This is a genomic window from Paraburkholderia xenovorans LB400, assembly GCF_000013645.1.
Classification (GTDB): Bacteria; Pseudomonadota; Gammaproteobacteria; order Burkholderiales; family Burkholderiaceae; genus Paraburkholderia; species Paraburkholderia xenovorans.
Map to the genome: position 1 here is coordinate 4,416,340 of NC_007951.1, position 11,929 is coordinate 4,428,268.

Sequence of the window (11,929 nt, forward strand, 5' to 3'; positions counted from 1 at the left end):
CGGTAACATGTCAAGGCGTCGAGTTTATTCAGGTGATCATCCATGTCCGACAGTGAAACCCCCAAGCAGGCCAGCGCACGGCGTACGCGCGGCGCACAGACGGCGGGGCCGCAGGCGCAGCAGCATCTGCTTCGCGCCGCGGACGAACTGTTTTACCGTGAGGGCGTGCGCGCCGTCGGCGTCGATGCGGTGGTCGAACGCGCCGGTGTGAACAAGATGAGCCTGTACCGCCAGTTTTCGTCGAAGGACGACCTGGTCATGGCTTATCTGGAGCGCAAGGACGAGCAGTTCTTCGGCTACGTGGAGAGGAGTTTCGCCAAACATCCGGGCGAGCCGGCGAAACAGCTTCAGCAATATGTCGACGACCTCGCAGTGCGCGCGTCGGTGGATCATTATCGCGGCTGTCCTTTCGTGAACGTGTCGGTGGAGTTTCCGGACGCGGCGCATCAGGCCCGGCAGTTCGTGTTCCGCAACAAGGCGCGGTTGATGGAGCGGCTCACGGAACTGGCCGCCGCGGCAGGTGCCGACGATCCGGTAACGCTCGCCAATGCGCTCGGTTTGATAATAGAAGGCGTGTACGCGGCCAGCCAGACCTACGGTCCAGGATGCGGGCCCATTCTGGCCGCGCCGAAGGTCGCCGCGCAGTTGATCGCCGCCGCATGCGGCACGGCAGCGGCGCCTTCGGACGGTTGAGGTTCGTCTGGCGCGATACTGTTTTCGCGAGACGCGAATCGACGCCGATCCGCGCCGTTAGAATGGCGTTTTATCTCTCACGCCACCGCCTGCCATGTCGTTGCCCGCCGAATCCCACGATGCCGTCGTTGCCGCTACTCGCCACTGGCTAACCGAAGCGGTGATCGGTCTCAACCTGTGCCCGTTCGCGAAGGCGGTGCATGTGAAGGACCAGATTCGCTACGCGGTCAGCAATGCCGTGGACATGGAAAGCGTGCTGACCGATCTGGAAACCGAGCTTCACACGCTGATGGCAGCCAGCCCGGATGCCGTCGACACGACGCTGTTGATCGTGCCGCAGGCGCTTGACGATTTTCTCGACTACAACGACTGCCTGTTTTTCGCCGACCGCATGCTCAAGCAGCTTCGGCTCGAAGGCATCGTCCAGATTGCCAGCTTTCATCCTCTTTATCAGTTCGAGGACAGCGGGCCCGACGATATCGAGAACTACACGAATCGGGCGCCCTATCCGATTTTGCACCTGCTGCGCGAGGACAGCATCGAGCGCGCGGTTCAGGCCTTTCCCGATGCGCAAGAGATTTACGAGCGGAATCAGGAGACGCTTCGGCGAATCGGCCTTGCCGGGTGGAACGCCTTGATGAAACAGTAATTCACCGGGAGCGAGGGGCTTGTCGCGGAAAAGAACGGCCCGTCAGGCCGAAACAAAAAACCGCTCTTTCAGTTCCTCGATACCGAGTGTTTCCATCACCTCGTTCAGGCGCTCGGCCGGCCGGCGCCTCGGCAAATCCTTGTACTGGGCGATGATAAGTTCATTCTTCATGGAATGCTCCCACCCCACCAGCTCGGTCACGCTGACCTGATAGCCGTGCGCTTCGATCTGCAAACACCGCAGCACATTGGTGATCTGGCTCCCAAACTCCCGTGTATGCAACGGATGCCGCCAGATCTCCGTCAATGCGTTCCCGAGAGACTTGCCCTTGTTCTGCCGCAGCACGCCCGCCACCTCGGCCTGGCAGCACGGCACGACCACGATGTACTTCGCCTTCTTTTCCAGCGCGAAGCGCAGCGCGTCGTCGGTTGCCGTATTGCAGGCGTGCAGCGCCGTCACGACGTCGATCCGGGCCGGCAGGCGATCTGACGTGATCGAGTCCGCGACCGACAGATTCAGGAACGACATGCCCGTAAAACCCAGCCGGGCCGCCAGTTCCTCCGACTTCGCGACGAGTTCCTCGCGCGTTTCAATGCCGTATATGTGCGATGCACCACCCGTCTGCGCCTGAAACTCCTTGAAGAAAAGGTCGTACAGGATAAAACCTAGATAGGACTTGCCCGCGCCGTGGTCGACGAGCGTCACGGCGCCCCGCTCGTCCCTGAGCTCCTTGAGCAGCGGCTCGATGAATTGGAACAGGTGGTAGACCTGTTTCAGCTTGCGACGGCTGTCCTGGTTCATCTTGCCGTCGCGCGTGAGGATGTGAAGCTCCTTCAGCAACTCGACGGACTGGTTTGGACGGATTTCGTGGGTTTTGCTGGACATCGGGGGGAAATCGTCATCATTTGCAACGCGAACGTGCGACAGGTGACGGAAAAAGGGAAAAGTTGCTGCCAGTTTACCCAAAGTGCGGCTCGCTTACCGGAAGAGCCGCGCGGATCATGTAAGAAATCGCGTCCAACTGGAACACTTCCTGCTCGTAAAGGCTTTATGCAGAAGATTCAGATGGAGGCCAAAAGCAGCGTGCGCATCGGCCTCGCCCCGTCGGCGGCGGCCGTATCGCTCATAACAACTGGCTGCGGCCGTGGCTTTGATCACGCGAACCGGATGCATGTGGGGAGGACGGACCCGGAACACGGGCCGAACGTTACGTAACCAGTAGCGCGCCGAGACATCAACCGGACGCGCGCTCGGAAAATAGAAGAGGCAGCAATGGATACGGTACCCAACGGAAACGTCGAACAGAAGTTTCAGGAAATGCTGGCGAAGCTCGTCGCTACCCCCGCCTGGTCGGAAAAGCAGCAACTCGAGCTGGAAATGGCCCGCGACATCTCCACGGAAATGCTGCGTCTCGCCGAAGTCATGCGCGACGGCAGCGTAGATATGGAAACCTGCCTGACCATGCTCAAGTACGCCAAAGTACTCGACTTCGTCATGACCACGCTCGCCTCGCGGCGCGACATCAAACCGCAAACGCTGCGGGTCATCTTCAAGCTCGCCGGGCTGAAGGTCGACGAGGCGTACCCTGGCTAGAACAGTTCAAGGAGGCCGGGACGCGCACGGGCGGCAAGGCGCCGCTCGCGCGGGTCGCACGGCCTGTCTCATTTCCCGGAGGAAAATGGCAACTCATGCGCGCGGCGCTTCGACCGGTGGCGTGCCGTCGTGAAAGAGCGTCTTGAGTTGCGAGCGCAATTCCGGCGAATCCGCATGTTTATGCACGGTGACCGCATGCTGAACCGCGGCGTCGAGCAATTCGCTCTCGCTATCGGCGGATAGGGCGACGGTGCAGTTCATTTCGCTCGGAAACTCGCGGCAATCAATGTATTTGCGGGACATGGCAGTCTCCTTGATCCAGACGTTCAGGTAGCCACGCAGGCAGCAGACGCGCGAACCACATTGCATTCCTCCGAGACGCGGCACCACAGACAGCAAGGGTAGCGTCGCGCGGCGAGAAGGAGAGAATCTGGGTTTGACGCGCAGAAGACGCGCACGGCGTCCGATGGAAGGTGTCTGAAAATTATAGGTCGCGGCTGCCCGCAGCGAAGCCTCCGGGCGCAGGCCCGCCAGACGCGGGACCGCCTGAACCCAGTCATTTTCGGCCCGCCGGCGTGCCCGCGCGTTTGCCCTGCGCTGGCCGCGGTGTGAAAATAGTGCCCTTCGCGCCGCCCGTTTCACCCGATCCAGCCGGCGCGCCGCCTCTTCCGCTCATCCGCAGGCCCGCATGTCATCCTCATTCGATTCCGCCCGCGTCGCCGTGATCGGCGGCGGCCCCGCCGGCCTGATGGCCGCCGAGGCGCTCGCCTCGCAAGGCGTGCAGGTCGACGTCTACGACGCCATGCCGTCGGTCGGGCGCAAATTCCTGATGGCGGGCAAGGGCGGCATGAACATCACGCATTCAGAGTCGCTCGAGCCGTTCCTTGGGCGCTATGGCGCGCGCCGTGCGCAACTCGCACCGCTGGTGAAAGCCTTCGACCCCGAAGCCCTGCGCGCATGGCTGCACGGGCTGGGCGTGGAGACCTTCGTCGGCAGTTCGGGGCGCGTTTTTCCAACCGATATGAAAGCCGCGCCGATGCTGCGTGCCTGGCTGCATCGATTGCGCGAAGCGGGGGTGCGTTTTCACATGCGCCACAAGTGGGTCGGCTGGGATGCCGCAGCAGGCGGCGACGCCGCGACGCATACGCTCCGATTCGCGACGCCGGGCGGTGAGCAAGCCCTGAGCTTCGACGCCGTGGTATTCGCGCTTGGCGGTGCAAGCTGGCCGCGTCTCGGATCGGACGCCGCGTGGGTGCCGCTAATGGCTTCGCGCGAAGTGCCCGTAACGCCCTTGCTGCCGGCAAACTGCGGCTTCGACGCGGACTGGAGCCCTTATCTGCGCGAGCGTTTTGCGGGCCAACCGGTCAAGCCGGTAGCCATTGCGCTCACAGGAGTAGACAATAAAGTCCACAATCGACAAGGTGAAATACTTCTGACTGAAACGGGCCTCGAAGGCAGCCTGATTTACGCGTTGTCGGCCGTCATCCGCGACCGAATCGTGGCCGACGGGGCCGCGACGATCGCGCTGGATCTGGTGCCAGGCTTGCCTTTGGAGCGAGTCGTCGCCGAAGTCACGCGACCGCGCGGCTCACGCTCGATGTCGACTCATCTGCATGGCAGGATCGGCATTGGCGGGGTCAAACTGGCTTTGTTGCATGAGATTTTGTCGAAAGAAGCCTTCGCCGACGCCGACCGCCTCGCGCACGCCATCAAGGCGCTGCCGGTGCGCCTGACGCGCGCCCGGCCGGTCGCAGAAGCGATCAGCACCGCCGGCGGCATTCCCTTCGAAGCGCTCGACGGGCATCTGATGATCGAACGCCTGCCGGGCGCATTCTGCGCGGGCGAAATGTTGGACTGGGAAGCGCCGACGGGCGGCTACCTGCTTACGGCCTGCTTTGCCAGCGGCCTCGCAGCGGGGCGTGGCGCGGCGGCTTACCTCGCCACGCTCGCCAGACTCAAGGCGCGCGACGCATCGGCGTGACGCGCCGCGTTGCCCGCTTCACGGCGTGGCAACACCTCCCGCCGCTTATCGTGCCCTGAGACGCCACAGCGATGTCACTTCGGCCATGCGCGCCGTGTGCAGCGCGTCGGTTTCATCGGTCGATTTGGGGTGGCGCGGACGAATTTCCTCGCGCCCCGCCACGACCAACCCCGCCCTGTCGATAGCGGCAAGCAGCCAGTCGCGCGTGCGCAAACCGAGATGCTCAGCGAAATCCGACATGATCAGCCAGCCTTCCCCGCCCGGCGACAGATGCTCCGAAAGCCCATTCAGGAAACCGAGCAGCATGCGGCTCTCCGGATCATAGATCGCATACTCGATCGGAGAAGCCGGCCTTGCCGGCAGCCACGGCGGATTGCAAACTACGAGCGGCGCCCGGCCTTCAGGAAACAGATCGGCCTGCACGACCTCGACCTGCCGGTCGTATCCCAGCCGGGTCAGGTTCTCGCGCGCGCAAGCGAGCGCACGAGGATCCTGATCGGTAGCGATGATCTTCTTCACGCCGCGTTTTGCCAGCAGCGCGGCCAACACGCCCGTGCCCGTACCGATATCGAACGCCTTGTTCAGCGAAGGCAGCGGCGTCCGCGCGACGAGATCCACATACTCGCCGCGCACCGGTGAAAACACACCGTAGTGGGGGTGGATCCGCTCGCCGAGCGCCACGATCTCGACGCCCTTCTTGCGCCATTCGTGCGCGCCGATCATGCCGAGCAGTTCGCGCAGCGATACGACGGACGCCTCGCCAGCGGGTGGTCCATAAGTTTCGATGCAGGCTTGCTGGACATCGGGCGCGCGGCGCAGCGGAATACCGTACGCGGCGTCGAGTGGAATCAGAATCATGCCGAGCGTGCGCGCGCGTTGCGACTGGGCCTGCCGGTGCAGATTGAACGCGTCGATCGGCGTCTCGCCGTGCTTGCGAGGCTTGCGCTCGAGCCGGCGCGTGACCGCCTGAAGCAGCTGGCGAGCGTTCTGGAAGTCGCCGTTCCACAGCAGCGCCGTACCTTCGCAAGCGAGGCGGTAAGCGGAATCGGCAGTAGTACGGTCGTCCGCGACGATGACACGCCTGGGCGGCGGCACGGCCGCTTCGGAGCGCCAACGCGCGACGCGGGGGCCGTCGGCTTCGGGCCAGGTGATGGTTGCAGGGCTGGTCATGATGGAGGTGGGATCGGTGTTGCGGGAGCGACGCGCTGGGAAGCCGCGTCATCGGGGGCGTTGCCCGCCGGGGTACTTGATAGCGTGCCGACTGACGCCCGAATAGTACCTCTCTCGTCCGGGGTCGCGGTGCGCTAATTCGCCGGTGAAAATCTGGTGAAGCGGGTGGGCGGTCGCGATCGGCGGGCCAATCGTGGACGAGATTTTGGACAAAAAAGTCTACTATCGACAAGGTGAAAGAGATATGGCGATTTCGGTCCCTATCGAGCCTCGCCTCCATGCAGCCTAGATTCCGCTCGTTTGTGCCGTCCGCTTCTTATTCGACAAAAAATAGGTGAAAACGATTATACGAGTCCGTCAACCCACGTCACGCGGCGCCATGTTATGTAGGTGTTTACAACCATTTAATAGACAGACAGGAGTCTGCCCGGTATAGTTTTTCTCGATTAATGGACTACAGCCGTATCCCGAAGAACCTGAGAGACCAACCGCAGCGCCGGATCACATCCACAGCGTTAGCTCAAAATAAGCCTTCAGTTGCGGACGTTCATTGGCGTCCGCAACTGGTTTTTTCATTAATCCGGTTATTCCCGACAATCTCCATTTATGCGCGGTGGATTTAATCACCCGTCGTCGCAAACGCGTACGCGCGCACAAAATAAAAACGGGGTTTCTGAATGAACAGAAACCCCGTTTAGTACAACTGGTGCCGGCTGCAGGACTCGAACCCGCCACCTCATGATTACAAGTCAAGCGCTCTACCTGATGAGCTAAGCCGGCATGAGGCCGTGATTCTACTTCATTTTACGATCTTGAGGCGAGCCCTTCCGCCACCTTTCGATCCGTCGTCGTCGGGCTGCGGGCCGCCGGTCGAGCTATCCGCTTTAGCGGTGGCGGCGTCCGTGGCCGGCGCCGTTTCGACCGCACGCGGCGCGGGCGGGTCCGTCTCTTCGGTCACTTCCGCGTCGGCGCCCGAGTCCTGCGCTTCACCGCCCGCTGACTCGACCGGGAACGCCATACCCTGGCCGTTTTCACGCGCGTAAATCGCGAGAATATTGGCGATCGGCACCTCGATCTTGTGCGACTTGCCGGAGAAACGCGCGCTGAACTCGACCCACTCGTTGCCCATCTGCAGCTGGCTGGTCGCCTCGAAGCTGATGTTCAACACGATTTCGTTGTCGCGCACAAACTGACGCGGCACGCGCGTCTGATTGTCGACCCGGACCGCGATGTGCGGCGTATAACCGTTATCCGTGCACCACTCATAGAGCGCGCGCAGCAGGTAAGGCTTGGTGGAAATCTCTTGCATCAACAGTCCTCTTGCCGGGCGCGGGCCCGCGCCCAGTCAGCCGCGCGGCGCCCTTACCCCAAAGCCAAACTCAACGACGCATCACCTTTTCCGAAGGCGTCAGCGCTTCGATATAAGCCGGGCGGCTGAAAATGCGCTCAGCGTACTTCATCAGTGGTGCGGCATTCTTCGACAGTTCAATGCCGTAATGATCCAGACGCCACAGCAGCGGTGCGATCGCGACGTCGAGCATCGAGAACTCTTCGCCGAGCATGTACTTGTTCTTCAGGAAGATCGGTGCGAGTTGCGTCAGACGATCGCGGATCGCGAGACGGGCCTTCTCGTGATTCTTCTCGGCGGCCTTGCCCTTTTCGTTCTCGAGCGTGCCGACGTGCACGAACAGCTCTTTCTCGAAGTTCAGCAGGAACAGGCGTGCGCGGGCGCGCTGAACCGGGTCGGCCGGCATCAGTTGCGGGTGCGGGAAGCGCTCGTCGATATACTCGTTGATGATGTTCGATTCGTACAGAATCAGGTCCCGTTCGACGAGAATCGGCACCTGACCATACGGATTCATCACGGCGATGTCTTCCGGCTTGTTAAACAGGTCGACGTCGCGGATCTCGAAGTCCATGCCCTTTTCGAACAACACCAGCCGGCAGCGCTGGGAGAACGGGCAAGTTGTGCCGGAATACAGAACCATCATGTTTACGTTTCCTCAAAAAGCTGAAAGGCCAGCGCGCGGAAAAACCGTTCAGCAGGTTTTTCCTGGCGCCGGCCCCACGCCGGGTGACGGCGTGATTATTTGATATGTTTCCAGTACGCGGCGTTCAGTCGCCAGGCGAAAAAGCTCAGGATACCGAGGAACATCAGCACCCACACGCCAAGCTGTTTGCGGGTTTTCTGGGTCGGTTCGGACATCCACGACAGGTACGACACGAGGTCGGCCACAGCAGAATCATAATCTACCGGCGACATCGTCCCCGGAGTGACCTGTTGGAAGCCAACAAATTTGTGTACCGTCTCGCCAGTTTTTTCGTCGGTTTCGTCACCGAACTTCGCGGTACGTTGCCCCTGAAGCTGCCACAGCACGTGAGGCATGCTCACGTTTTCATACACCAGATTGTTCCAGCCGGTCGGCCGCGTATTGTCGCGGTAAAAGCTGCGCAAATACGTGTACAGCCAGTCCTTGCCGCGCGCCCGCGCTTCCACCGACAAATCCGGCGGACTTGCGCCGAACCACGCTTTCGCGTCTTCGGGGCGCATCGCCACGGTCATGGTGTTGCCGATTTTATCCGTGGTGAACAGCAGGTTCGCCTGAATTTCGTTCGGCGTAATGCCGAGGTCGGTCAGCCGGTTGTAGCGCATCAGGTTCGCGCTGTGGCAATTCAGGCAATAGTTTACAAACAATTGCGCGCCGTGCTGCAAGGAAGCGAAATTCTCCGCGTTATCCGGCGCGCGGTCGAGCGGGAAATTCTCGTCCGCGTAAGCCGGGGCGGCCAGCACCGCGAGCAGTGTCGCGCCGATCAGCGCGCACTTCGTAAGCAGTTTTTTCATTTCGTGTTCTCCTGGCTCGCGATTAGTGAGGCTTGAACCGCACCCGTTCGGGCGGCTGCTTGAACGTGCCAAGCCGCGTCCAGAACGGCATACCGAGGAAAAACGCGAAGTAGATCAGTGCGCAGATCTGCGCGATCAGCGTGGCGGCCGGCGACGGCGGTTTGGTGCCGAGGAAGGCCAAAGTCAGAAACGCGGCCACGAAGATGCCATAGAACACTTTGTGAAAAAACGGCCGGTAACGGATCGACTTGACCGGCGAGCGGTCCAGCCACGGCAGGAAGAACAGCGAAACGACCGCGCTGCCCATCACCACCACGCCCCAGAACTTCGATTCGGTGAACGCCATAGCCAGAATCACCAGCACCGCGAGCACCGGCAGACCGAGCCGCCACTTGCCGCGCGCGCGCACCAGCGCGAGCAGGCCGAGCAGCGCGATCACGACCATCAGCACGATCTTGAACGGGTCGGTGGTGGCGCGCAGCATCGCGTAGAAGGCGGTGAAGTACCACACCGGCGCGATTTCGGGCGGCGTTTGCAGCGGGTTGGCCGGCACGAAGTTGTTCGCTTCGAGGAAGTAGCCGCCCATCTCCGGTGCAAAGAAGATGATCGCCGCGAAGATCAGCAGGAACACCGTCACGCCCATGAAATCGTGCACCGAGTAGTACGGGTGGAACGGAATGCCGTCGAGCGGAATGCCGTCCGGATCCTTCTTCGCCTTGATCTCGATGCCGTCCGGATTGTTCGAGCCGACTTCGTGCAGCGCGACCAGGTGGGCGATCACCAGACCGATCAGCACCAGCGGAATCGCGATCACGTGAAACGCGAAGAAGCGGTTCAGCGTGACGTCCGAGACCACATAGTCGCCGCGAATCCACAGCGACAGATCCGGCCCGATGAACGGAATCGCCGAGAACAGGTTGACGATCACCTGCGCGCCCCAGAACGACATCTGGCCCCACGGCAGCAGATAGCCGAAAAACGCCTCGGCCATCAGGCACAGGAAGATCGCGCAGCCGAAGATCCACACCAGTTCGCGCGGCTTGCGGTACGAGCCGTACATCAGCCCGCGGAACATATGCAGATAGACGACGACAAAAAACATCGACGCGCCCGTGGAGTGCATATAACGGATCAGCCAGCCCCACGGCACCTCGCGCATGATGTACTCGACCGACGAGAACGCGAGCGTCGCGTCGGGCTTGTAGTTCATGGTGAGAAAGATGCCGGTGACGACCTGGTTGACCAGCACCAGTAGCGCGAGCGAACCGAAGAAGTACCAGAAGTTGAAGTTCTTCGGCGCGTAGTACTCGGAAACGTGCTTCTTCCAGGTGGAAGTCAGCGGAAAGCGCCGGTCGATCCAGCCGACCAGCCCGGTCGTCTCTACTTCGTGTTCGATCGCCATTACGCTTCTCCTTTCTCGTCCTTGCCGATCACGAGGCCGGTGGCCGACGTGAACATGTAAGGCGGGATGTCGAGGTTCTGCGGCGCAGGTTTGTTCTTGAAGACGCGGCCGGCCATGTCATAGGTCGAGCCGTGGCACGGGCAGAGAAAGCCGCCTGGCCAGTCGTCCGGAAGATTGGGCTGCGGGCCCTCCTGGAAGCGCGGCGTCGGCGTACAACCCAGATGGGTGCATACGGCGACGGCGACGAACAGATTCTTGTGGTCGGCGCGTGAACGGTACTCGTTATTGCAGTACTCCGGCAACGGCATTGAAAAAGGATTCTTGGTGTGGGGATCCGCTACTTCGTTATCGGCTTTCTGGACATCGGCGAGCATCTTGTCGGTGCGGTTGATGATCCACACCGGTTTGCCACGCCAGGCTACGGTCTTCATGTCGCCGGGCTTGAGATCGCCGATATCGACTTCGACCGGCGCACCTGCTGCCTTGGCCTTTTCAGATGGTGCAAACGAACTAACAAAGGGTACGACAGTGGCAACGCCTCCTATGCCACCTGCTACGGTCGTCGCTATCAGCCAGGTACGGCGGCTGCCGTCGACGCGTTCATCTTCCTTGTCTCGCATCACACGCCCCACTTCTGAGTTGGATTTTTCCTTCACGTCGCTTCTACCGCCGCTAGTTTGCGCGAATGGAGTCGCCATTTACAAGGGCCGATTGCCAAAAACCGTGCGAAGCCCTTGATAAATCAGGGTTTCTCCGTACGGATCGCAAACTTTTTTGCACCTCCTTTTAAGTGCCCTCTGCGTTATTCCTGCTTTTTTCTTCTCTAATGCGTTTTATCTGAATTTCGCGATTCAAACGGGATTAGGGATATCGATAAAGAGGTGTTCGATATCGAACTGCTCGGACAGGTGCTTGCCCACCGCCTGCACGCCGAAGCGTTCCGTGGCATGGTGGCCCGCTGCGAGAAAAGCGACGCCGCTTTCCGCCGACGTATGCATCACCGACTCCGACACTTCGCCGGTCAGATAAACGTCGGCACCCGCGTCGATAGCCGCGTCGAACATGCCTTGCGCGGCGCCCGTGCACCAGGCCACGCGGCGCAGTTCGCGCTCCGCGTCGCCGAATACGAGCGGCGTGCGGCCGAGCGTCTGCTCGACTTGCGCGGTGAAGTGGGCGAGCGTGATCGGCATCGGAAAGGTGGCGAGCCAGCCAAGATCGTTCTCGCCGAAGCGCGCGTCGCTGATCCAGCCCATCTTCGCGCCGATCTGCGCGTTGTTGCCGAACTCCGGATGGTCGTCGAGCGGCAGATGATAGGCGAACAGATTCAGCTCGTTGGCGATCAGCAGTTTGAGACGACCATATTTACGGCCGGTGATCTGCGGCGCCTCGTTGCGCCAGAAGTAGCCGTGGTGGACCAGCACCGCGTCCGCGCCCCAATCCAGCGCGGCTTCCAGGAAGGCTGCCGAAGCGGTTACGCCGGTCGCCAGCCTGTTGATCCTGCGACGCCCTTCGACCTGCAGCCCATTGGGGCAATAGTCCTTGAAGCGCGCGGTTTCAAGGAGATTGTTCAAGTACAATTCAAGTTCGATCCGATCCATA

The 11,929-nt window shown here is 61.2% G+C and carries 13 protein-coding genes and 1 tRNA gene; 4 read left to right on the forward strand and 10 right to left on the reverse strand.

Going from position 1 to position 11,929, the window contains the following annotated elements:
* Nucleotides 1-42: 42 nt before the first annotated feature.
* Nucleotides 43-693, forward strand: a complete 651-nt coding sequence (locus BXE_RS19765) for a TetR/AcrR family transcriptional regulator (RefSeq protein ID WP_011489973.1) — start codon at nucleotides 43-45, stop codon at nucleotides 691-693.
* A gap of 94 nt (nucleotides 694-787) precedes the next feature.
* Nucleotides 788-1,342 (forward strand): DUF1415 domain-containing protein, encoded by a 555-nt coding sequence (locus BXE_RS19770; protein WP_011489974.1) that lies wholly within the window; start codon nucleotides 788-790, stop codon nucleotides 1,340-1,342.
* A gap of 42 nt (nucleotides 1,343-1,384) precedes the next feature.
* Here the strand turns inward: BXE_RS19770 and BXE_RS19775 are convergent, their stop codons facing one another.
* Nucleotides 1,385-2,227 carry a class I SAM-dependent methyltransferase gene (locus BXE_RS19775; RefSeq protein ID WP_011489975.1) on the reverse strand — a complete coding sequence of 281 codons (843 nt, stop codon included), beginning with the start codon at nucleotides 2,225-2,227 and terminating at the stop codon, nucleotides 1,385-1,387.
* A gap of 387 nt (nucleotides 2,228-2,614) precedes the next feature.
* On the opposite strand from BXE_RS19775, the gene BXE_RS19780 reads away from it, so the two are divergent.
* The gene (locus BXE_RS19780; protein WP_007180243.1) at nucleotides 2,615-2,935 is read left to right on the forward strand and encodes a hypothetical protein; all 321 of its coding nucleotides are present in this window, start codon (nucleotides 2,615-2,617) and stop codon (nucleotides 2,933-2,935) included.
* A 93-nt stretch (nucleotides 2,936-3,028) separates the two neighbouring features.
* Here BXE_RS19780 and BXE_RS19785 read toward each other — a convergent pair whose 3' ends face one another.
* On the reverse strand, nucleotides 3,029-3,238 hold the full coding sequence (locus BXE_RS19785; protein ID WP_038457288.1) for a DUF1059 domain-containing protein: 210 nt from the start codon (nucleotides 3,236-3,238) through the stop codon (nucleotides 3,029-3,031).
* Nucleotides 3,239-3,623: 385 nt separating this feature from the next.
* Here BXE_RS19785 and BXE_RS19790 point away from each other — a divergent pair, with 385 nt between their 5' ends.
* Nucleotides 3,624-4,916, forward strand: a complete 1,293-nt coding sequence (locus BXE_RS19790; protein WP_011489977.1) for a TIGR03862 family flavoprotein — start codon at nucleotides 3,624-3,626, stop codon at nucleotides 4,914-4,916.
* 45 nt (nucleotides 4,917-4,961) lie between these two features.
* On the opposite strand, the gene BXE_RS19795 is transcribed toward BXE_RS19790, so the two are convergent.
* The 8 genes from BXE_RS19795 to BXE_RS19830 form a co-directional block, all read right to left on the reverse strand.
* Entirely contained in the window at nucleotides 4,962-6,086 is a 1,125-nt protein-coding gene (locus tag BXE_RS19795; protein WP_011489978.1) for a methyltransferase, read from the reverse strand.
* Between the two features lie 704 nt (nucleotides 6,087-6,790).
* A tRNA-Thr gene (locus tag BXE_RS19800) sits at nucleotides 6,791-6,866 on the reverse strand.
* Nucleotides 6,867-6,885: 19 nt separating this feature from the next.
* On the reverse strand, nucleotides 6,886-7,395 hold the full coding sequence (locus BXE_RS19805) for a ClpXP protease specificity-enhancing factor (protein ID WP_011489979.1): 510 nt from the start codon (nucleotides 7,393-7,395) through the stop codon (nucleotides 6,886-6,888).
* Nucleotides 7,396-7,465: 70 nt separating this feature from the next.
* On the reverse strand, nucleotides 7,466-8,077 hold the full coding sequence (locus tag BXE_RS19810) for a glutathione S-transferase N-terminal domain-containing protein (RefSeq protein WP_006052302.1): 612 nt from the start codon (nucleotides 8,075-8,077) through the stop codon (nucleotides 7,466-7,468).
* Between the two features lie 95 nt (nucleotides 8,078-8,172).
* Nucleotides 8,173-8,928 carry a cytochrome c1 gene (locus BXE_RS19815; RefSeq protein ID WP_007180225.1) on the reverse strand — a complete coding sequence of 252 codons (756 nt, stop codon included), beginning with the start codon at nucleotides 8,926-8,928 and terminating at the stop codon, nucleotides 8,173-8,175.
* A gap of 22 nt (nucleotides 8,929-8,950) precedes the next feature.
* Nucleotides 8,951-10,330 (reverse strand): cytochrome b, encoded by a 1,380-nt coding sequence (locus BXE_RS19820; RefSeq protein ID WP_011489980.1) that lies wholly within the window; start codon nucleotides 10,328-10,330, stop codon nucleotides 8,951-8,953.
* Nucleotides 10,330-10,950, reverse strand: a complete 621-nt coding sequence (gene petA, locus BXE_RS19825; RefSeq protein WP_011489981.1) for a ubiquinol-cytochrome c reductase iron-sulfur subunit — start codon at nucleotides 10,948-10,950, stop codon at nucleotides 10,330-10,332. The genes BXE_RS19820 and petA overlap by 1 nt, the downstream gene beginning before the upstream one ends.
* Before the next feature lie 231 nt (nucleotides 10,951-11,181).
* On the reverse strand, nucleotides 11,182-11,928 hold the full coding sequence (locus BXE_RS19830) for a Nif3-like dinuclear metal center hexameric protein (protein ID WP_011489982.1): 747 nt from the start codon (nucleotides 11,926-11,928) through the stop codon (nucleotides 11,182-11,184).
* Nucleotide 11,929: the final 1 nt, after the last annotated feature.